The organism is Methylorubrum aminovorans (genome assembly GCF_022179725.1).
In the GTDB taxonomy this organism is placed as follows: Bacteria; Pseudomonadota; Alphaproteobacteria; order Rhizobiales; family Beijerinckiaceae; genus Methylobacterium; species Methylobacterium aminovorans.
The window spans coordinates 46,338-67,660 of record NZ_BPRC01000002.1 but is presented as its reverse complement, the minus strand read 5'-3'; the positions used below and the strand labels follow the sequence as shown (position 1 = coordinate 67,660).

16 protein-coding genes, 1 other RNA gene and 1 pseudogene are annotated in these 21,323 nt (G+C 65.2%); 10 read left to right on the top strand and 8 right to left on the bottom strand.

The window, feature by feature from the left end:
- The first annotated feature begins 22 nt into the window (after positions 1-22).
- Together lanM and MFF24_RS05295 are read left to right on the top strand one after the other, a co-directional pair.
- Positions 23-424, top strand: a complete 402-nt coding sequence (gene lanM / locus MFF24_RS05300; RefSeq protein WP_238223010.1) for a lanmodulin LanM — start codon at positions 23-25, stop codon at positions 422-424.
- Positions 425-627: 203 nt separating this feature from the next.
- Positions 628-987 (top strand): hypothetical protein, encoded by a 360-nt coding sequence (locus MFF24_RS05295; RefSeq protein ID WP_108939850.1) that lies wholly within the window; start codon positions 628-630, stop codon positions 985-987.
- A 101-nt stretch (positions 988-1,088) separates the two neighbouring features.
- Here the strand turns inward: MFF24_RS05295 and MFF24_RS05290 are convergent, their stop codons facing one another.
- From MFF24_RS05290 to MFF24_RS05280, 3 genes are all read right to left on the bottom strand, one after another.
- Complete coding sequence (locus tag MFF24_RS05290; protein ID WP_238223008.1) at positions 1,089-2,642, bottom strand: undecaprenyl-phosphate glucose phosphotransferase; 1,554 nt, start codon at positions 2,640-2,642, stop codon at positions 1,089-1,091.
- A 130-nt stretch (positions 2,643-2,772) separates the two neighbouring features.
- Complete coding sequence (locus MFF24_RS05285; RefSeq protein ID WP_373322656.1) at positions 2,773-4,029, bottom strand: glycosyltransferase family 4 protein; 1,257 nt, start codon at positions 4,027-4,029, stop codon at positions 2,773-2,775.
- A 184-nt stretch (positions 4,030-4,213) separates the two neighbouring features.
- Positions 4,214-4,792 (bottom strand): polysaccharide biosynthesis/export family protein, encoded by a 579-nt coding sequence (locus MFF24_RS05280; RefSeq protein WP_108939852.1) that lies wholly within the window; start codon positions 4,790-4,792, stop codon positions 4,214-4,216.
- Between the two features lie 222 nt (positions 4,793-5,014).
- On the opposite strand from MFF24_RS05280, the gene MFF24_RS05275 reads away from it, so the two are divergent.
- Entirely contained in the window at positions 5,015-7,402 is a 2,388-nt protein-coding gene (locus MFF24_RS05275) for a GumC family protein (RefSeq protein ID WP_238223006.1), read from the top strand.
- Between the two features lie 23 nt (positions 7,403-7,425).
- Here the strand turns inward: MFF24_RS05275 and MFF24_RS28805 are convergent, their stop codons facing one another.
- The 4 genes from MFF24_RS28805 to ffs form a co-directional block, all read right to left on the bottom strand.
- A complete protein-coding gene (locus MFF24_RS28805; RefSeq protein ID WP_283214478.1) occupies positions 7,426-7,560 on the bottom strand; it encodes a hypothetical protein in 135 nt (44 codons plus the stop codon).
- Positions 7,561-8,019: 459 nt separating this feature from the next.
- Positions 8,020-8,343: a YbaB/EbfC family nucleoid-associated protein gene (locus MFF24_RS05270; RefSeq protein WP_238223004.1), complete on the bottom strand. Its 324-nt coding sequence runs from the start codon at positions 8,341-8,343 to the stop codon at positions 8,020-8,022.
- Positions 8,344-8,455: 112 nt separating this feature from the next.
- On the bottom strand, positions 8,456-10,321 hold the full coding sequence (locus MFF24_RS05265; protein ID WP_238223002.1) for a DNA polymerase III subunit gamma/tau: 1,866 nt from the start codon (positions 10,319-10,321) through the stop codon (positions 8,456-8,458).
- Positions 10,322-10,379: 58 nt separating this feature from the next.
- An RNA gene (gene ffs / locus MFF24_RS05260) (signal recognition particle sRNA small type) lies at positions 10,380-10,476 on the bottom strand.
- A 92-nt stretch (positions 10,477-10,568) separates the two neighbouring features.
- Here ffs and MFF24_RS05255 point away from each other — a divergent pair.
- A complete protein-coding gene (locus tag MFF24_RS05255; RefSeq protein WP_238223000.1) occupies positions 10,569-11,036 on the top strand; it encodes a DUF5991 domain-containing protein in 468 nt (155 codons plus the stop codon).
- A 33-nt stretch (positions 11,037-11,069) separates the two neighbouring features.
- Here the strand turns inward: MFF24_RS05255 and MFF24_RS05250 are convergent, their stop codons facing one another.
- On the bottom strand, positions 11,070-11,330 hold the full coding sequence (locus MFF24_RS05250; protein WP_238222990.1) for a PepSY domain-containing protein: 261 nt from the start codon (positions 11,328-11,330) through the stop codon (positions 11,070-11,072).
- A 220-nt stretch (positions 11,331-11,550) separates the two neighbouring features.
- Between MFF24_RS05250 and MFF24_RS05245 the strand changes: the two are divergent.
- The 6 genes and pseudogenes from MFF24_RS05245 to MFF24_RS05220 all read left to right on the top strand — a co-directional run.
- Positions 11,551-12,537 (top strand): annotated as a pseudogene (locus tag MFF24_RS05245) (YifB family Mg chelatase-like AAA ATPase); the annotation flags it as partial.
- Between the two features lie 44 nt (positions 12,538-12,581).
- Entirely contained in the window at positions 12,582-14,342 is a 1,761-nt protein-coding gene (locus tag MFF24_RS05240; RefSeq protein ID WP_238222989.1) for a recombinase family protein, read from the top strand.
- Positions 14,343-14,629: 287 nt separating this feature from the next.
- The gene (locus MFF24_RS05235; RefSeq protein WP_238222987.1) at positions 14,630-15,202 is read left to right on the top strand and encodes a hypothetical protein; all 573 of its coding nucleotides are present in this window, start codon (positions 14,630-14,632) and stop codon (positions 15,200-15,202) included.
- A 428-nt stretch (positions 15,203-15,630) separates the two neighbouring features.
- Entirely contained in the window at positions 15,631-17,121 is a 1,491-nt protein-coding gene (locus tag MFF24_RS05230) for a type I restriction-modification system subunit M (protein ID WP_238222985.1), read from the top strand.
- Positions 17,111-18,295 (top strand): restriction endonuclease subunit S, encoded by a 1,185-nt coding sequence (locus MFF24_RS05225; RefSeq protein WP_238222982.1) that lies wholly within the window; start codon positions 17,111-17,113, stop codon positions 18,293-18,295. The genes MFF24_RS05230 and MFF24_RS05225 overlap by 11 nt, the downstream gene beginning before the upstream one ends.
- A 9-nt stretch (positions 18,296-18,304) precedes the next feature.
- The gene (locus MFF24_RS05220; protein ID WP_238222980.1) at positions 18,305-21,322 is read left to right on the top strand and encodes a type I restriction endonuclease subunit R; all 3,018 of its coding nucleotides are present in this window, start codon (positions 18,305-18,307) and stop codon (positions 21,320-21,322) included.
- The last annotated feature ends 1 nt before the right edge of the window (position 21,323 follow it).

The window sequence follows — 21,323 nt, the reverse complement described above, 5'->3', positions numbered from 1 at the left end:
TTCGATCAGGAGTTTGCTCCCAATGGCGTTCCGCCTCTCCTCTGCCGTTCTGCTCACCGCGCTCGTCGCGGCCCCGGCCTACGCGGCTCCGACCACCACGACGAAGGTCGACATCGCCGCCTTCGATCCGGACAAGGATGGCACCATCGATCTCAAGGAAGCCCAAGCCGCCGGTTCCGCCGCCTTCGACAAGCTTGATCCGGATAAGGACGGCACCCTCGATGCCAAGGAGCTGAAGGGCCGCGTCAGCGAGGCCGAGCTCAAGAAGCTCGACCCGGACAACGACGGCACCCTCGACAAGAAGGAATACCTCGCGGCCATCGAGGCTCAGTTCAAGGCCGCCGATCCGGACAACGATGGCACCATCGACGCCAAGGAGCTGTCGAGCCCGGCCGGCTCGGCTCTGGTCAATCTGATTCGCTAAGTTTCCGGACATTCGGGATGGAGGAGGGTGCGGATCGTGATCCGCACCCTTTTTCGTGTCCGGTAGTCGGTCGGGCCTCGTCCGGCGTGCCCGGGCGAAGCGTCGCAGACCGGAACCCTGAGGTGGTCTGACGGGCTTTCTTCGGCCGAAGCGGGGGTCACAGAACCTGCCCGCGAAAAGCCATTCGGAGGAGCCCAAATCCCATGCGTATAGCCTTCAGCCTGTCCATCGCCGTCGTCGCCCTCGTTGCGGCGGGTCCCGCCCTGGCGGTGAACTGCAAGGACGACATCGCTGCGGTGGAGCGCCGGCTCAACAGCGTCGGTGCGGAGCAGGTGACCGGCAAGGAGCCGCCGGGCGGCCCCACCGCCTCGGCCTCATCGAAAGCCCTCGACAAGCCGCCGGCTGGCGCTCCGTCCGACCCTGCGACCAAGCCGACAAAGGCCGGCGTCGAGGAGGCACGCACCCTCCTCGCCAAGGCCAAGGAGCAGGACAAGGCCGGTCAGGAGACCGCGTGTCAGGACACGATGACCAAGGTGAAGGAGAAGGCCGGCGCGCTGCCGTAATCCGGCACGACGGCGAAGACGCGTACCTTACTTAACGAAGAAGGCCCGGAACTGCGCTCTGGCGGTTCCGGGCCCCGTCCCGTTCGAAGTCTCAGAAATCCTCAATACGCGTTGTCGGTCTTGAAGAGCGCGAGCGGCGTGGTGAGCAGGATTTTTAGGTCGAACAGGATCGACCAATTCTCGATGTAGTGCAGGTCGTGTTCGACCCGGCGCTGGAGCTTCTCGCTGGTGTCGGTCTCGCCGCGCCAGCCGTTGATCTGCGCCCAGCCGGTAATGCCGGGCTTCACCTTATGGCGGGCGAAGTAGCCGTCCACCACCTGATCGTAGAGCGTGTTCGCCGCCTTGGCCTGGATCGCGTGCGGGCGCGGCCCGACCAGAGAGAGATCGCCGCGGATCACGTTGAAGAGCTGAGGCAACTCGTCGAGCGAGGTCTTGCGGATGAAGCGGCCGACCCGTGTCACGCGGGGGTCGGTCTTGGTAACGAGCTGCGCCGCGCCGGCATCGCAGCGATCGACATACATCGAGCGGAACTTGAAGATCTCGATCAGCTCGTTGTTGAAGCCGTAGCGCTTTTGCCGGAACAGCACCGGTCCGGGAGAGGTGAACTTCACCGCGACCGCAACAGCCAGCATCACGGGCGAGAGAGCCGCCAGCAGCATCAGGCCGACAAGACGGTCGAACGCGCCTTTCAGGATGACATCCCAATCGGCGAGCGGCTTGTCGAACACGTCGAGCAGCGGCACGTCGCCGAGATAGGAGTAGGCGCGCGGGCGCAGGCGCAATTTGGTCGCGTGGGCCGACAGTCGGATATCGACCGGCAGGACCGAGAGCTTGGCGAGCATCTGCAGAATGCGAGTCTCGGCCGAGATCGGCAGCGTGAACACCACGAGATCGAGCGGAGCGTGACGCGCGTAAGTGACGAGGTCGCTCACATTGCCGAGCTTGGGGTGGCCAGCCACTTCGGCGCCGGAGCGGTCGTCACCCCGGTCATCGAACACGCCGATGATGCGGATCCCGCTCTCGCCGCCGGATTCAAGCGCGCGGATCAGTTCTTCGGCAGCTGGGCCACCGCCGACGATGGCGGTGCGGCGGTCGAAGCGGCCCTTGGCCATCTGCCTGCGCACGAAGGCCAACAACACGGTGCGGCCGCCCAGCAAGAGCCCGAGGCCGGCCATGTAGTAGCTGAGCAGCCAGATACGAGAGTAGTGGTCGGCGGTTTTGGCGAGAACCATGGCGGCGGCCACCATGAGGAAGGCCACCGACCAACCGGTGGCGAGCCTCACCGCCGTTCTCGGCAGGTCGCGGAACGCGCCGATCCGGTAGCTGCCCGACGCCTGGAACAACCCCAGTGCCGCGATGGTGACGGCGAAGATGGCGGTGACGTAGCGCGGCGCCAACGGCACGACGCCGCGCAGCAGCGCTTGGTGCAAGGCGAGGCCAAGGAGAATCAAGCCGCAGAATTCGGCGAGCCGGACGCAGCCGGCGAGCACGACCGGCGAAAGCCATGAAGCCTGTCGTGGCGGTTCCGATGCAGAGGTCTGCGAGGCGCCTGGTCGATCATCCCCCATATCGAGCGTCAGCGGCGCCGGAATGGAGGTTAGCACGCCGCCCTGCTCGGCGGCCTTGAGCAGATCTCGAACGTCGATGGCACTCATCGGAATGTTCCACGTGAAAACGTCGAGCCTCTTCGGCCGCGGAGTATGCCGGATCGATCTTCACGAAAGCCTAAGGTGCGGGCGGGCTCGCTTGGCCCGAGACGAGACAGGCAACGGATCATCATCGTCCTCATGCCGCGGCGGCAGAGGCGGCACTCACCCGCTTCGCGCGGAACGCGGCGGCGTAGCCGCACAGCACGTCGGTCGCCATGCGGTTCATGGAGAAGCGGGTGCGCAGCGAGTCGCTGAGCGCGCGCGCTCGGCCATCCCGAGTGGCGGGAGCCTCGTCGAGGATGCGGATGATGGCGGCGCTGAGCGCCTCGTCGTCACCGGGCGGCACCAGATCACCGGACAGCGTGCCGAAGATCTCGGGGATGCCGCCGACATTGGTGGCCACGAGGGGCTGGCCGGCCGCGGCCGCTTCCAGCACGACGTAGGGCAACGACTCGGCAAGCGACGGCACCACCATGACCCGCCCGCGGCCGAGCACAGGGCGGATGGCCTGTGGCGGCTCGAAGGCGATGGCGTCGCGCAGGCCGAGATTCTCGGCCATCGCCGCGAGGCTCTCGGTATCGGGCCCTGAGCCGACCATGAGCAGGCGCAGGTGGCGGCCTCGGCCACGGACCCGCGCGAGGGCCCGCAGCAGCACCGGAAGGCCCTTGGCTTCGCGCAATTCGCCGACATAGACGAGGTCGAACGGGTCCTGCGAGGTTCCGACCGGCGTGAATTCGGCCTCGGCGATGCCGTTGTGAACGATCCGCTCGAGGCGCGGTGACCCGCCGGCATAGGCGGCGTGGCGCGAAGCGACATACTCGCTCTCGAACAGGAACAGGTCGGTCGCGCGGGCCATCACCCGTTCCGCGGCCATGTAGACACGGTGCAGCGGCGTCCCCGGCCGGTAGTTGTAACTTCCGCCGTGCGGGGTATAGGCGCGAATTACACCGCGGCCGGCCCGCCCTAGCGGCGCCAGCCGGGCGAAGACGCCACCCTTGGCGCCGTGACCGTGCACTACGTCTGCACCGACGGCGAGAGCCCGTTCCCGTACGGCACGCAGAGCCGCGAGGTCGCTCGCATGCGGGTTGCGGCGCATGGGGATCCGCTTCACGCCGAGGGCGAGATGCGGAGCCAGTTCGGCGAGCGCCTGCTCGGCGCGTTCCCCACCGGTCGAGGCATCACAGACGAGACCCACCGCATGTCCGGCCTCGGCCTGAAGGCGGGTGAGGTCGACGACATGACGGAACAGGCCGCCGACCGGAGCCCTGAACACGTGGAGGATACGGTGGCGCTCGCCCGAGCCGCCACGAGACCGCAATTCGACGACCGGGCTGCTCGCAAGGTTCTGCGGTGCCAGTGCGCCGTCGAGAGAAGGGGCGATGGGAGCGGTCACGTCCGTCGATCTCCGCAGGGGTGGTCCCGAAGCGGGAGCCCATTTGGCGAAAGGATCGGCGCGATGCCGTCAGCGCGCAGTTAAGAGGCGAGCCCAACAGGCTTGCGAAGGGCCAGCGGCCCGCGTCTACGGGCGCCTTTCACGGATTTCGGTTAGGCGTTGGTGAACGCTGTCGCGCGTCGGCTCAGAAGAAGCGCTCCTTGACGACGATGGTGTCGCCGGGGCGCACCGGATAGGACATCGGCACAATGCCGTTGACGAGGCCGCCCGGACCCTCGCGGGTCAGTACCGCGTAGTCGCGCGCCGCTCGCGGTCCGAAGCCAGCGGCAATCGCCACCGCGGTCTCGACCGTCATGCCGTTGACGTAGGGGTACTGACCCGAGGTCGTGACCTCGCCGAGGATGTAGAAGGGACGGTAGGCATCGACCTCGACGGTGACGTGCGGCTCGCGCACGAAGCCTGCGGCGAGCTTCGATTCGATCAGCCGGGCAGCCTGCGCCGTGGTCTGGCCGCCGACCTGGACGACGCCGATCAGCGGCATCGCGATCCGCCCGCCGCCATCGACCGCGTAGATGTTGGACAGGTTGTCTTGCCCGAACACGATGACCCGCAACTTGTCGCCCGCCGCCAGGGAGTAGCGGGCGCCGATTGAGCCGGTGCCGGTGGCGTCGAGATCGACGGTCCGGAAGTCCGGGCGTAGGCAGCCGCCGAGCGCGAGGACGGATGGGAGAGCCAGGAGGAATGCGCGCCGCTGCATCGCCATCGCCGTTGTAGGAACCTCGGCGGTATTTAAGAGCACATGGTTAACGAATGCTGATCCGCCCGGCGGGACGCGCGAATTCCCGTCTGTCCAAACAGCGCGCTGTCCCGAATGCAGGCTCGAGGCGGGTCGAGACCTTAACGCGACGTCAACCTTAACCGCCTCAATTGACGCAGGACGGGTGAATCAGCCCGATTCCGCGTCCTGACTTCGTAAAGACTGCCCATGCCGCGCCTCAGGCTGTCGACCGATCCGTCTCTTCCGCCATCCGGTGGGCCCGGTGGGCCCGGAGACGGGCTGGCGGTCGCGCAGATTGCCGGTGTCCTGCGCCGCTCCTGGGCCTGGATCGCCGTTCCCACCCTAGTGGCCGTGCTCGGTGCCGGTGTGTTCGTGCAGGTAGTGACCCCGCGCTATACCGGTGAGGCCAAGGTTCTCCTGGAGAGCCGCGATCCCGCCTTCGCCCGAACCGCTGCGGAGCGGACGGACCAGGCCCCGCCGATCGATGAGCAGGCCGTGGCGAGTCAGGTGCAGGTGGCGATGTCGCGCGATCTCGCTCGCGAGGCGATCCGCAGTCTAAAGCTCGTCGGCAACCCAGAATTCGATCCGGAGGCCGAGGGGACCTCGGCGATCCGGCGCACGCTGATGATGCTCGGCCTCGTCTCGGCGCCGATGGAGCGGCCCTCCGAGGACCGCATCCTCGACACCTATCTCGATCACCTGCTGGTCTATCCGGTCGGCAAGTCGCGCATCCTCGCCGTCGAGTTCCGCTCGCGCGATCCCGAACTCGCCGCGCGCGGCGCCAACACGGTAGCCGACCTCTACCTTGCCTCGCTGGAGGCAGCCTCGGTCGATACCGCGCGCTACGCCTCGACCTGGCTCGGCAACAACATCGCGACCCTGCGCGCCCGCGTCGCCGAGGCCGAGGCGAAGGTCGAAGCGTTCCGGGCCAAGCACGGCCTGATCGGCACAGGCAGCAACGCGACCGCGCAACCGCTCTCGACCCAGCAGCTCTCCGAGCTATCAAGCCAGCTCTCGCAGGCTCGCACGATCCAAGCGGACCTGACCGCCCGCGCCAAGCTTCTGAAGGACATGATCAAGGAGGGCCGCGCCTTCGAAATCCCGGACGTGGCCAACAACGAGCTGATCCGGCGCACGGTCGAGAGCCGCATGGCGATGCGCGCGCAACTCGCCCTCGAATCGCGTACGCTCCTTCCGGCCCATCCCCGCATCAAGGAACTGACCGCCCAGGTTCAGGACCTCGAGAACCAGATCAAGGCGGCCGCCGAGCGGGTGGTGCGTACCCTGGAGAACGACGCGAAGATCGCGGGCGCTCGGGTCGAGTCCCTGCGGGCTGCGGTCGAGGGTCAGAAGGACGTGGTCGCCAAGGGCAACAGCAGCGAAGTCGAGCTGCGTGCGCTGGAGCGCGAGGCGAAGTCCCAGCGCGAGCAACTCGAATCCTATCTCGCCCGCTACCGCGAGGCGGCGGCGCGCGACGCCGAGAACGCGAGCCCCGCCAACGCCCGCGTGGTGTCCCGCGCGGTCGTGCCCGATCTGCCGTCCTTCCCGAAGAAGATCCCGGTCATCGCCTTCACGGCGGTGCTCGTCTTCCTGCTCGCCAGCGCGGCCGTCATCGGCCGCCACCTCCTCGTCGCGCCGCCGCGCCCGGACGGGGACCGCACCGGGGATGAGGGCGAGCCGGTCTTCGCCGGCGCGGCGAACGATCGTGGGCGTGACTTCTACCCCGAAGCCGAGCCGCCCTCCCGCCGCCGTCCTACCTACGAGCCGGTCTATGGCGGGGCCTATCCGGCCTCCGCGACGGACCGCTTCGCCCCGGCGCTCGCCTTCGCCAACTCCCTGAGGGCGACGGCGACGGTACAGCACCCGGTCTTCGCCAGCACGGCTCCGATCGGGACCGGCGCCGCGGAACGGGGAACCGCCGCCGAGGGCAAGGACGGGTTCAGCGTGCCCGCGAAATCCTCCGCCTCCTTGACCGATCTGGACGGATTGATCACCCGGCTGGAGAGCGGCGCGGGTAAGATGCGATCCGCGGGTGAAGCGAAGGGCGGCTGCGTGCTCGTGGTCGAAACCCTCCGCGTGGGCGGTACACCCGGCCTCGCCTCCGACCTCGCCCGCGCACTCGGTCCGCGCCGTCAAACCCTCTTGGTCGATGTCAACGGAGGCGTCTCCGATCCGTCTCAGCCGGGGCTCACCGATCTCGTGGCCGGCGAAGCCGACTTCCTCGATGTGATCCAGCCGGTCCGTGGCTCGCGGCTCCACGCGGTCACGCGCGGCGTGGCTCCCCTCGATGTGCTGGTTGAGGAGCCGCAAGGCCTCGCCATCGGTCTCAACGCCCTGTCGCAGAGCTACGACTGGGTGCTCTGCCGTCTTGAGGCGGGTGATGGGCTGGAGGCGGCCGAACTGATTCCCGCGGTCGGACCCTGCATGGACTCGATCGTGATCGCCTCGGATGCGGCGGCCGACGACCCCGCACTCGTCTCGCTTTATCGTCTCGCCCGGGAGACGGGGGTGCGGCAGGTGGTGGTGGCCCACCACCGGAAGGACGGGGCGTTGGAAGCGCGGCTTGAGAGCACCCCGCTGCGCCTCTCCGCCTGAGGCGGTCGGCGGTACTCTCCCGTTCAGTGGCTCGCCTGTCCCTCCTCGTCCGCGGCGGTCATTGCTGCGGCCATCCGCAGGGCCCAGAGGTTCGTGCCCAGAAGGGTCATGAACAGAAGGACCGCGCTGTACACGATCGCGGAGAACAGGCTTGGCACGGTACCTCTCCGGGACGCAGCGGTGGTTCCGCCGGCTCTGATCGGAGAGAGACCGGCGGAACCGCCGAGCCTCGCTAGGGGGGCCGCGTGCGACCCGGCACGTGGAACTTGCCTGCTCCCTGAAAGACCTGCTTTAACATAATTTATGGTTGTGTTCGGCCGCGGCCGGGTCGTTCAAGATGTCGAGACCGGACCGATCGCGTCGGAATGCGGTGTGACCCGACTATGTCTCTGATGTTGCGCGTGATTTCGCGTCGCGTGACGGTGTCGGAGCATGCGCCGCCACCGTCTGTGACAAGGCGACGCAGGCCAGTCTTGGCTCAGTGTCGAGCTGGACTTGTTGCCGGCTCACCTCAAGTCGGAGCGTTTTGCCCTTCTTGTCTCAAGAAGAAGCGGGCGCCCCTATAGTCTAGGGCATCATCACGGAAGGTTGCCGCCGGCGATAGGAGAAACCATGCCCTAGAACGGCAGCTTCATGCCGGGCGGCAGGGGCAGGCCCTTCGTCAGCTCCGCCATCCTCTCCTGGGCCGTGGTCTCGGCCTTGCCGCGGGCATCGTTGCAGGCGGCCACGATGAGATCTTCCAGGATCTCCCGCTCGTCGGCGACCATCAGGCTCGGATCGATCGAGACGCCGAGCACCTGACCCTTGGCCGTCATCCGCACACTCACGGCGCCGCCGCCGGAGGCACCCGACACCTCGACCGAGTCGAGTTCCGACTGGAGCGACGCCATCTTCTCCTGCATGGCCTGGGCCTGCTTCATGATGCCCATCAGGTCGCGCATGGGGTCCACTCCGGTTCGCGTCGAGAAAAAGTTTGCTTCCCGCACTTAGGCGCGCGTGAGCGCGCCTGCCAGGGGCGGCGCCGCTTGCAGGCGTCGTCCTAGTGCGTCTTGCTCAGGCGTCGTCGTCCTCCGCCTCCTCGGGCGGTGGCGCGGCAGGTCCGGTGCCGTCCGCTGCAGTCTCGGCGGCCTCGCCCTCCGGTGCCTTGTCGCGGACATCGACGATTTGGGCGCCGGGAAAGCGCGACAGCACCTCCCGCACGAGCGGGTGCGCGGCGGCGTTCTGGTGGCGGGTCTCCTCGGCGGCCCGCGAATCTTCCGCGAGCGTCGGCGCACCCTTCTCCTTCGAGAGCGCGACGAGCCAGCGCCGTCCAGTCCAGGCATCGAGCGCCCTCGCGAGGTCGGTCGGAAGGCTCTGGCGCCCGCCGGGGGCGAGGCGGAACTCGATCCGGCCCTCCTCGAAGCGCACGAGATGCACGTCGCGCTCCAGCGCCACCTTCAGGGCGATGTCGCGGGCGGCCTCGGCCTGGGCGACCACGTCCTCGAAACGCCCGAGCCGCGGGCCGGCGGGCACCGCCGGGGCCGGGCGCGGCGCCGCCTCGGCGGCGGCGGAGCTGACGGGGACGGACGCCAAGGCCGGTCGAGGCGACGGCTGCGGCGCGGGCGGCGCCATCTGAAGGGCCGCCGAGCCGTGAGACGCCATCGCGCCGCCGCCGTCGCGCCCGAGGCTCGTTCGGCCCCCGCCGCCCTCCGAGGCCGCCACATCGGCGCGGAGCTGGCGCAGGGCTTCGTCGGGAGTCGGCAGGTCGGCGGCGTAGGCGAGCCGCACGATCGCCATTTCGGCCGCCGCGAGCGGGCGGGGGGCGGCCTGCACTTCGGGCAGCGCCTTGAGCAGGATCTGCCACGCCCGCGACAGCGCCCGCACCGGCAGGCGCGCGGCGAACTGGGCGCCGCGCACCCGCTCGGCCTCGCTCAAGGTCGGGTCGGCCTCGGCCCCCGGCACGAGCTTGAGGCGGGTGACGAGATGGGTGAAGCCGGCGAGATCCGACAGCACCACCGCCGGATCGGCCCCCGCATCGTACTGGGCACGTATCTCGGCGAAGGCGGCCGGCACGTCGCCGCGCATCGCCGCTTCGAACAGATCGACGATGCGCGAGCGGTCGGCGAGCCCGAGCATGTCGCGCACGCCCGCCGCCGTCACCGCGCCGGCCCCATGGGCGATGGCCTGATCGAGCAGCGAGAGCGCGTCGCGCACCGAGCCCTCGGCGGCGCGAGTGACGGCGGCGAGCGCCTCCGCCTCGGCCTCGACGCCTTCGGCTGCGCAGATCTTCTTCAGGTGGGCGGAGAGCACGTCGGCCTCGACCCGGCGCAGGTCGAAGCGCTGGCAGCGCGACAGGATCGTCACCGGGACCTTGCGGATCTCGGTGGTCGCGAACACGAACTTGGCGTGGGGCGGCGGCTCCTCCAGCGTCTTCAGGAAGGCGTTGAACGCCTTCTCGGAGAGCATGTGGACCTCGTCGACGATGTAGACCTTGTAGCGGGCCGAGACCGGCGAATAGCGGATGCCGTCGATGATGCCACGCACGTCATCGATGCCGGTATGCGAGGCGGCGTCCATCTCCAGCACGTCCATGTGCCGGGATTCCATGATCGCCTGACAGTGCTGGCCGAGTTCCGGCATCGACACGGTGGGGCCGGTATCCGGCCCGCCGGTGCGCAGATAGTTGAGGCCGCGGGCGAGGATGCGGGCGGTGGTGGTCTTGCCGACGCCGCGCACGCCCGTGAGCATCCAGGCCTGCGGGATGCGGTTGGCAGAAAACGCGTTGGCCAGCGTGCGCACCATGGCGCCCTGGCCGATCAGGTCGTCGAAGGTCTGGGGACGATACTTGCGCGCCAGCACCCGGTAGGGCGTCGCGGCCGTGGCGATGGGCATGCCGGGCAGGCCCGGCTCGTCGGTGAGCGTGCCGTGCGTCTCGTCCATGCCGCCGTTCGAATTTTCGGAAAGAGGCCGGGCCGTCCGGCGTCAAGCCGACGGCGAGGGTGGGAGGCTGGACAAAGACCCGCTCGGTCTCGTTAGGGCTGCTTCCTTCCGGACCTGACCCGGTTGGCGAGTGAAACGTCCCTCGCCAACCTCCCGCGCCGTATATGACGGCCCGCGCGGCGGGATGCAAGCGGGTTGCCCCGCCGGATCGGCGCGGCCATGCTTCCCCGGTAGAATGGGAGGGACCATGCGGACGACCACGATCGTTCTCACCGCGCTCGCCGGCCTGACGATGCCCGCCGCGGCGCAGGAGCCAGCGCAGGAAGGGGCTCCCAAGGATTGGCAGGGCCGCTACCGCTACGAGCACGCCGCCGGGCGGACGGCCGGCGGTACGGGGATGGTCGTAAATTACGACCTCGTGCTGCGGCCCCCGGATGTCCGCGACGGCTGCGTCCTCACCGTGCGGGGCTTCCAGAGCGACGAGACGATCCGGTGCAGGACTCGCCGGGAGGGGCAGGATCTCGCCGTGGCGTTCGACCGCTACGGCGATGGCAGCACGGTCAACAAGTACGGGGTGGCGGTCTACAAGCCGGGGCAGCCGCTGTTCACGCTGGCGAAGGGGGCCGGCGGCAAGTTCGCCACCCGCTGGCAGGGCCTCAAGCCGGACGGCGGGGGCGTGGCCGAAAGCGGGCCGTACTTCGCCAGGGTGAAATAGCTCCGGAGCGGCGGGCGCCCCGGAGCCGCAGCCTCACTCGGCCTTGCGGTTCACGATCTCCGTCGTCTTCGGATCGAGCTTGAGATCGAACTGCTTGCCGTTGGCGTCGATGGCGTCGTCCACCTCGATCATGCCGTCGTCCAGCTCGATCTCCTTCCACTTGGTGAAGCCCTCCTTCTTCAGGATGTCCTCGACCTTGGTCTGCTGGTCGGGCGGCAGCTTCTGGTCGGCGAGCGCCGGGCCGGCGAGCAGGGCGAGGCCGAGCGCGGCGGCAGCGAGCGGGCGGACGAACATGAGAAGACTCCTTCGGCAGATTGGTAACCGGCGAACGATTTTGTTTCACCGGTGGTTCCTATCGCCTTGGCCATACTGGCGCGGCTGGTCCCCGTGAACGGGCGAGCACCCCGACGGAGCGAGGAGCCAAACCTGCTGGTCCGAAAGGCCGCGCTTGCAATTGCCAGCGCGCGAAGTGCCGCCTAGGCTGCAACCTCTGGGTTCGGAGCCTATCGAGACCATGGTCACGCGCGTCGCCACCGTCGCCTTCGAGGGAATCGAGGCGCGTGCCGTCGACGTGCAGGTGCAGATCGCCCCCGGCGCGGTCGCCTTCACCCTCGTCGGCCTGCCCGACAAGGCGGTGGCGGAATCGCGCGAGCGGGTGCGCTCGGCGCTGATCGCCTCGGGGCTGGCCCTGCCGGCCAAGCGGATCACCTGCAACCTCGCCCCCGCCGACCTGCCGAAGGAGGGCTCGCATTACGACCTGCCGATCGCGCTCGCGGTGATGGGTGCCATCGGCGCGCTGCCGGCGGACGCGCTGGGCGGTTACTGCGTGCTCGGCGAACTGGCGCTCGACGGCTCGATCACAGCGGTGGCCGGCGTGCTGCCCGCGGCAATGGCGGCCAACGGCCGGGGGCTCGGCCTGATCTGTCCCGCCGCGACGGGGCCTGAGGCGGCCTGGGCCGCGGGCGACATGGACGTGCTCGCCCCGCGCTCGCTGATCCAGCTCGCCAACCACTTCAAGGGCAGCCAAGTGATGGCCCGGCCCCAGCCCGCCGTCGCCGCACCTGCCGGTCCGATGCCGGATCTGCGCGACATCAAGGGTCAGGAGGGGGCCAAGCGGGCGCTCGAGATCGCCGCTGCCGGCGGCCACAACCTGCTGATGAACGGTCCGCCCGGAGCCGGCAAGTCGATGCTCGCCGCGCGTCTCCCCTCGATCCTGCCGCCGCTCGGGCCCCGCGAGCTGCTCGAAGTCTCGATGATCCAGTCGGTCGCGGGCGAGCTGAAGGGCGGCGCGCTCTCGAACCGGCGCCCGTTCCGCCAGCCGCACCATTCCGCCTCCATGGCTGCGCTCGTCGGCGGCGGCCTCAACGCCCGTCCGGGCGAGGCCTCGCTCGCCCATGGCGGCGTGCTGTTCCTCGACGAATTACCCGAGTTCACGCCCCAGGTGCTCGATTCCCTGCGCCAGCCGATGGAGACGGGTGAGATCATGATCGCGCGGGCGAACGCGTTCGACCAATCCCCACCTTCGTGGTAGTCGATGAGAAAGCGATGCACTTTCAGGCGGTTAAAGTGGGAAAACCTCAGCGGCAGGCGGTCTCGTACGCTCGGTTCAGCCACCGGAAGCAGGCGGCGGGTTCGACGATCGAGCGGCAGGAAGAACTCCTCGCGGCGTACCTTCAAGACCACCCCGACATCACGCTCTTGGAGCAGTTTTCCGACAAGGGCGTCTCCGGCTTCCGGGGACGCCACGCGAAGGATGGGGCGCTCGGTCGGCTCCTCGGCGATATCCAGCAAGGCAAGCTTCCGACCCCGCTGGTGCTCATCATCGAATCGGTCGATCGGCTGAGCCGCGAACCGATGATGGATGCGTGGGACCGCTTCAACACCCTGCTGAAGGCGGGCGTGACGGTCGCGGTCTGCGACATGCGGCTCGAAATCGACCGCGACGCGCTCAGCAAACAATCGTGGAAGCTCCATTCGCTCATCAACGCGATGGAGCGGGCACACGGCGAATCAGTTCGGAAGAGCGATCTCATCACCGCGGCGTGGCGCAAGAACATCAAGGACGCCTACGCGCGGAAGACCGCGATCAAGGGGTACGTCGGACCGCCGTGGGTGACGTTCGACGAGGAAACGCAGCGGTACGTCATCACCGAAGCGAATCACCTCACCGTTCAGACAGTGCGGCGCATCTTCGAGTGGGCTGCGGACGGGGTGACCGCGCACGGGATCGCCAAGCGGCTCAACGAGCAGAAGGTGCCGCTCTTCCGCGCCCACGTCGCGAAGACCCACGTGCGGCAGGGATGGTATCAGGGGTACATCACCGAAATCCTGAAGAACCGGCAGGTGCTGGGCGAGCACCGCTACCGGGACGGGGAGGTGATCGAGGGGTACTTCGACCCGATCATCTCGCCCGAATTGTTTTTCCAAGCGCAACAGAATCTCGTGCGGCGTCCGGGGGTGGCGGGACGCCGGGGGCAGACCCTCTCGAACCTGTTCACCGGTCTCGCTCACTGCACGTGCGGCGGGCACATGGAGATGACCCGCAACCGCGCGCCCTCGGAGAACGGCCCGGAACCGATCAAGTACTTGATGTGCTCGAACCGGAAGCGCCGCTTCGGCTGTGAAGCCGTGGGGATGGTCAACTACCCCAAGCTGGAAGAAGCAATTCTTTCGTTCCTCCCCAACGTGCCGTGGTCGGAGATCGTGCGGGAGGAGAACCCCCACGATCCGCTCCCCGGCATCGACCACCGCATCGCGACGGTCATGTTGGAAATCGCCGAGCTTGAGACGACCCGTGCGCAGGCGAAGCGGATGATCCTGAAGGGGGAGGAATTCGAGGAAGAGTTCACTCCCGTCCTCGCTGATGCGATGAAGGGGTTGCGTCAGGCGGAGACGAGCCTTGCCGAGCTTCAGGTCGAGCGGGCGAAGGTCGCCACCACCTGGGGGAACCGCCCCGGCTTGATCCGCACGGCGGAAGAGTTTCACGCGAAGATGAGCACCGCCTCCGACGCGGAGCGCTTCATCATCCGCACCCGCCTCTCCGAAGCCTTGAAGGAGATGGTCACGACGATGGTGTGCGACACGGTGAAGAAGACCGTCGCCGTGGCATGGGGCGGGCGGTACGCCCAGCTTGTCTTCATGCCGATCCGCAAAGACCCCATCGTCTACGGAAGGTGGACGCGGCTCTTCTACCCGAACGACTTCCCTGGAGAGGGGGAGCGGATCAACGCGAAGAAAGAGTTCGCGCGCATCACCCACGAGATCATGGAAGCCGGCTTCTCTTGGGACATGTTCGCGGAGAAGTGACCCGCGATGCCCGCATCGAACACTTTCCTGCTACGGCTCAGCAGATGATCCGCGAGGGGCGGTTCAAGAAGGCGGTGCCGTTGCTGCGCCAGTTTCGGTCGAGGCTGCGCGTATCCATTCATTAAGCATCTGATGAATCGCGACTCGCATTCCCCGTGCCAATGTGCAGAAGTGGCGTTGGGCCGATGTTTTGATGGTCTTGGCTGGGCGAATTTAACCATCGCACAATCTTCGCGTTGATACGGGGTCTTCTTTGTGAGAGCTTCTTCGACGAAGGAGTTTTTGCCATGTCCGGGATCAGCGAAAATAAGACCGCGGCTCAGAGCGCCACGTTTCAACAAAATGCCTCGATGCTTCGTCATCTCGCCCGCCTCTACGTCACCGACATAAAGTTTGCATACCGTTGGACGAACGACGCGATGAACACGTTCGGCTACGGCGAAGAAGCTCTTCTGGACGTAACCGCGGATATGACAGCGGTCACGCGAGCTTTCGCCGAATCGCTATCCCCGTATATCGCGGAGGCCAATGAAGTTGTTCAAGCGTGGGAAGCTCTCATCCTGTCTCAGGCGGACATTACCGATCGTCCGGCGTGGAAGGACCCGAAGATCAACCAGCGGATCGCCGTACTCACCACTGCCTTGTCTCCGACGCTCGGAGCTTTCGAGCAGCAACTGCGCGCACTGAACGATGCAATGCTCACCGCTCAGTTTGACGAAATTCTTGCATCGAGCAGGCATTACGTCAGCATGAAATCGATCGAAGGTTCTGCTGAGGAGTATGGCGCGATCGATTGGGGGCATACGCTCGATCTCGGGCGCTCCACCCTGCCGAGCGCGCACTTCGGACAAGCGGCATAATGCACGTTGATTACGTGGGGTCTTGAGGGAACCGCTACGTCGATCGCGCTGCGCGGTCTGGGAGGGCGTGTAGTTTCACGCCGTGATGACTGACGGCTACACGCTCACCGGTTGTTCATCACCCGATGGTCGGAGAATGACGCAGGGATGAACGTCTGAGCCGACACACGGGGAATATGGGCCTCCGCGACTCAGCATATGTTGCTTGGCGCTTCAAAGTGGAGAGCGACCGCGTGTTCTCCGTCAGCCAATGCAAGGCGACGGCGGTGAAGCTGCGATCGGGCTGAAACGAAAATGGCCCAGAGCCATGTGCGGCACGGTTGGGGCTCGACTCGTTTCCTCCCGTTCACCACCGTGACCTGCTGAGCATAGGGAGGCCATGCAAGCTGGGCTATGATAGCCTCAAACGGTTTCGTTGGGGCTGTAACATGGCTACGCTGACGCTTGCTCAGCTTGAAGGGCACCTTTGGAAGGCCGCAGACATCCTGCGCGGTTCCATCGACGCCTCCGACTACAAGCACTACATCTTCGGCCTACTCTTCTACAAACGCCTGTGTGACGTTTGGCAGGAGGAGTATGAGGATCGGCTCAAGCGCTACGGTAGCGCTGAACTTGCCGCAGACCCAGATGAGCATCGCTTTCACATCCCGCAAGGCCGATTCTGGAAGGACATTCGCAGGCACACCACCAACATCGGTGAACACCTGAACGCCGCCTTTCACGCGATTGAGGATGCGAATCATCGGCTGCGCGGCATCTTTCAGGATGTAGATTTCAACAACAAGGAGCGCTTCCCTGATGCGGCGCTGGAGAAGCTGCTTCAGCACTTCGAGACCTACCGGCTGCGCAACGTCGATGTCGAAGCGGACGTGCTCGGGCAGGCATACGAGTATTTGATCGCGCAGTTTGCCGATGACGCTGGCAAGAAGGGCGGCGAGTTCTACACGCCGAAGATGGTGGTGCGGCTCATCGTTGAGTGCCTCCGGCCTGAGGAGGGCATGAGCGTCTACGACCCAACCTGCGGGTCAGGAGGCATGCTCCTCGAAGCCGTCCATCACTTGGAGCGGCAAGGCAGGAACCCGAAGAGCCTGTCGCTCTTCGGCCAGGAGAAGAACCTCAACACCTGGGCCATCAGCCAGATGAACCTTTTCCTGCACGACATCGACGACGCGTCGATCGCGCGCGGGGACACGCTGCTGAACCCCAAGCACGTCATCGGTGAGGGCTCGAAGGCCATTCGCACCTTCGACCGTGTGCTCGCCAATCCGCCGTTCTCGCTCAAAAGCTGGGGCCACGAGGTTTGGGCAAACGGCGATCCCTATGGACGCGACCAGTTCGGGTGCCCGCCCAAGTCGTACGGCGACCTTGCCTTCGTGCAGCACATGGTGGCCAGCCTGAAGCAGGAGGGGATGCTCGGCGTCGTGCTGCCGCACGGTGTGCTGTTCCGAGGCGGAGCCGAGGGCCGCATCCGCGAGGGTCTGCTCAAAAGAGACCTTATCGATGCGGTGATCGGGCTCGCGCCGAACCTGTTCTATGGGGCCGGAATCCCTGCCTGTGTCCTTATAATCCGCAAGGCGAAGCCAGCCACGCGGAAGGGCAAGGTGCTCGTTGTTAACGGCGTCGAGCAGTACGACGAGGGCAAGGCGCAGAATCATCTGTCAGATGCCAACGTGGCTCGACTCGCAAAGGCGTATCACGAGTACGCAGACGTGGAGCGGCTCGCCCGCGTGGTACCCATGGCCGAGATAGAGGCTAATAACTACAACCTTAACATCAGCCGCTACGTTCACGTTGGAGACGAGGCAGAAGACCTCGATGTAGCCGAAGAGGTCGAGAAGTTGCTCGAAATTCAGGCTCAGCGCGATGTCGCCGAGGCGAATATGATGAGCTTCCTAAAGGAGCTTGGTTATGCGGCCTAGCGCTGACTGGAGGCGTGTTGCACTGCGCGAAGTTGCGGAAATCAATCCTGAGAGCCTGCCTCGTTCTACAGCGCAGGATTTTATCTTCCGCTACATAGATATTGCAACCGTTTCAGGCCCATCGGAGATGGGCGAAGCTCGCAGAATGAGATTATCAGATGCTCCTAGCCGTGCGCGTAGGATCGTGCGCGATGGAGACATACTTGTATCGACTGTTCGACCGTATCTTCGCTCATTTTGCCGAGTTCGAAGCGCGAGTAATGATCTAATCGCTTCGACGGGATTTACCGTAATTCGCCCGCGATCTGGCATAGATAGCGAGTTCCTGAACCAGCACGTTCTTTCAAAATGGTTTGTAAATCATCTCATCCCCAGAATGAAAGGGTCGAACTATCCTGCGGTGTCCGCAGACGACATAGGAGACTATCGCCTGTTGTTGCCGCCCACTACCGAACAGCGCCGAATCGCAAGCATCCTATCGAGCGTGGACGAGACAATTCAAGCAACCCAGGTTGTTATCGAGCAGACTCGGATCGTCAAACAGGGCGTACTCCGTCGCCTGTTGTCCAAGGGCATTGGGCACAATCGCTTCAAGCAGACAGAAATCGGTATGATACCTGAAACTTGGCGCGTCGTGCGAGTTCCTGATTTGCTCGCTAAATTCTCTAAAGCTGCGGTCATTAAGCTTAAAACTCATGATTATCAATTATCCGGCCCCTTTCCAATAGTTGACCAAGGTGCTTCGCTGATCTGCGGCTACACCGATCAGCGATCTGCCTTATGTCCTATACCTAGCCCGATTATAGTTTTTGGGGATCATACTCGGGTATTTAAGTATGTTGACTTTCCATTTGTGGTTGGGGCTGATGGTACGCAACTTCTGAAGCCGATCGAAAATGTTGATGCTAAGTATCTCTACTACGCTCTTTCGGCGCTCGAATTGCCGAGCGAGGGATATTCGCGACATTTTCGATACCTCAAGGAAAAAAATATTGCTTTGCCAAGCATGAGGGAGCAGGAGCAGATCGCTTGTTGTATCACAAGCTTTGACAGCAATATTACAGTTTTGAAGTCGCAAGTCGAAGCTCAAAGGGCGTTAAAGGCTGCTCTCATGTCTGATCTGCTGTCCGGCCGAGTTCGTGTCGGGTCCGACCTTCCCCTGGCGGCTGAGTAGGAGATCGTCATGACCGGCATGGAGTGGCATCTCACCGAAGGGCCGACCATCGCCTGTCTAGAGAGCCTCGGATATCGTCATGTGACACCGGCAGAGCATGCGAGCCTGCGGGGAGGCGACAACGAGGTTCTCTTTCGCCCGCAACTGATCGAAGCGCTCCAGCGCATCAACGGCATCTCGGAAGCAGATGCGCGCGCTGCCGCCGCCGACCTCGCCGCGATCTTCGACAACGAGGCGTGGCTATCCATCCTACGCGGCAACTTCAGTCGCACCGTACAAGGTGCGGCGACGCGTCAGACGCTGCGCGTGATCGATTTCCTCAAGCCTAAGAACAACCTGTTCACGGTCACTAATCAGTTCCGCGTCAAGGCCGAGGCAAGCCGAATCGCCGACGTGGTGTTGCACGTGAACGGCATTCCGCTCGTCGTAGTCGAATGCAAAAGCCCGGTGAACGGTAGGGACAAGACCGGCGAGGCGTTCGAGCAGATCAGGCAGTACGAGCGCGACATCCCGCGCTTGTTCCTCTCAAATTGCTTCAACATTGTCACGGACGGCCTTGCCTGCCTCTACGGCGCGACCGGAAGTCCGTCGAAGTTCTGGGCCGAATGGGGCGACCCCTGGCCCCGGAAAGCGGGCGACTTCCCCGACGCGCTCTCGGAGGGGCTTTGGAGCCTTTTGGAGCCTACGAGGCTCCTCGATCTGGTTGCCCACTTCATCGTGTTCGAGAAGACCGAGACGGGCACGGTCAAGAAGGTCTGCCGCTACCAGCAGTTCCGGGCCGTAAACAAGATCGTCAAGCGCGTCGTCCAGGCGGAGCATCGGCGCGGGCTGATTTGGCACACGCAGGGCTCGGGCAAGTCGCTCACGATGGTATTCGCGGCGCTCAAGCTGAAAACGCACCTGACGCTCGATACGCCGGAACTCACCAATCCGAACCTGATGGTGCTGACCGATCGGCTCGACCTGCACGGTCAGATCAGTGGCACCTTCGCGGCTTGCGGCCTACCGAATCCCGTCGTGCCTGAGAGCATCCGCGCGTTGCACGACTTGATCGGCAAGGGCACGGACGGCCTCACCGTCCTCTCGACCATCTTCCGATTTCAAGGCTCGGATGAGCCGATCCCGAACTCGGGCAACTGGATCGTGATGGTGGATGAATGCCACCGCACCCAGGAGAAGGACCTCGGAGCCTATCTGCGGGCGACCATGCCCGACGCGCGGTTCTTCGGCTTCACCGGAACGCCGATCCGCAAGGACGACAAGGACACCTACGCCAACTTCGGCGTCGTCGGCGAGGGGTACCTCGACAAGTACGGGATCGACGACGCCGTGGCGGACGGCGCGACGGTGCCGATCTTCTACACCGGGCGGAAGACGGACTGGCACATCGACGAGGCCAAGATCGACATCCTGTTCGACCAGTGGTTCGCCGATCTGCCCGACGACAAGCTGGAGGAATTGAAGCGGCGTGGCGTCAAGCTCGCTGACCTGCTCAAGCATCCTCGCCGGGTCGAACTCGTCGCCTACGACATCTGGACCCACTTCAAGGCGTACGCCCGGCCGGATGGCTTCAAGGCGCAGATCGTCGCTATCGATCGCGAGGCGATCATCCTCTACAAGCGCGCCCTCGACCGAGTGATCGCCGATGACCTGATTTCCCAGGGCTTGCCCGAGGACGAGGCTGTCGCGCGGGCCACCGCGATGTCGGCCTGCGTCTACTCGGCATCGCAGGAGGACGCAAAGCCGAGCGAGGACCCGCAGATCGAGGCGCTGCGCTCGGACCTGCGAGGCAACTACCTCGACCGTGATGCCGAGAAGGCCGCCAAGCAGGCGTTCGGACAGCGCGGCCGTGACCCGGAGTTCCTGATCGTCTGCGACAAGCTCCTGACCGGCTTCGACGCGCCGCTCGAATCCGTGATGTACCTCGACAAGCCGCTGAAGGAGCACGGGCTGCTCCAAGCCATCGCTCGCACCAACCGCGTCGCCGACGCCAAGAAGCGCAACGGGCTGATCGTCGATTACATCGGCGTCTCGGGTCACCTCGACGATGCGCTCGCCTCCTACCGCGCCGACGACGTGCAGAACGCGATGCGCGACCTCGACGACCTGCGCAGCCAGCTTCGCACCGCCCACGCGGCCGTCATGGTGATGATGAAGGGCCTCAAGCGCGAGAACGGCACCTCTGAGAAGGACCGCCTGAAGACGGAATTCAATCGGCTCGCGGGCCTGCTCGGCAGCGAGGATCGATGGTTCGAATTCCGGGCCAAAGCGCGCGAGTTCATCGGGCTCTACGAGGCCATCAGCCCCGACCCGAGCGTGCTGGAGTTCACCGCCGACCTCAAGTGGATCGCGGTGTTCCTGATCTACGCGACTCAGGTCTTCGAGAAGCGGGAAGCGTTCGACCACCGCTCCTACAGCCGTAAGATCAAGGACATGCTCGAACAGCACCTCGACGCCACGGGGCTCAGCGTCACGGTGAAGCTGCGCAACATCACCGACCCGGATTTCTGGGAAGACTTCGACACCGAGGGCAAGAGCGAGGACGACCTCAAGACTGCCGCGATTCGCAAGACGACCGAGCTTCGCAAGGTCGTGACCGAGCGCATCGGTCAGAATCCCCACCAGTACGGCAAGTTTTCCGACCGGCTGCGTGAACTGCTGGATCGGCTCGACGATGCCCAACTCTCATGGGCCGACAAGCTGAAGCTTGCCGAAACGCTCGCGGCCGAAATCACGGCTGAAGAAAAGGCTCATGAGGGGACTGGCCTATCGCCCGGAGCGTACGGCATCCTGCAAGTACTCCAATCGTTCGACGTAAGCGGCAAAGGCGAGCAGTTGGCTGCCGAGATTGCGACCCTCTACACCGGCGACGCAACGGCCCCGCCGGGCTGGTGGGAGAAGGACGGCTTGCGCAAGTCGCTGCGGCAGCAGGTGCGCGCGATGGCCCACGCCGCCGGTATAGGAAGCCTCAAGGAGGTCTCCGAACAGGTCGAGGATTTCGCACTCAAGCACTTTCCGCGGGCCTGAT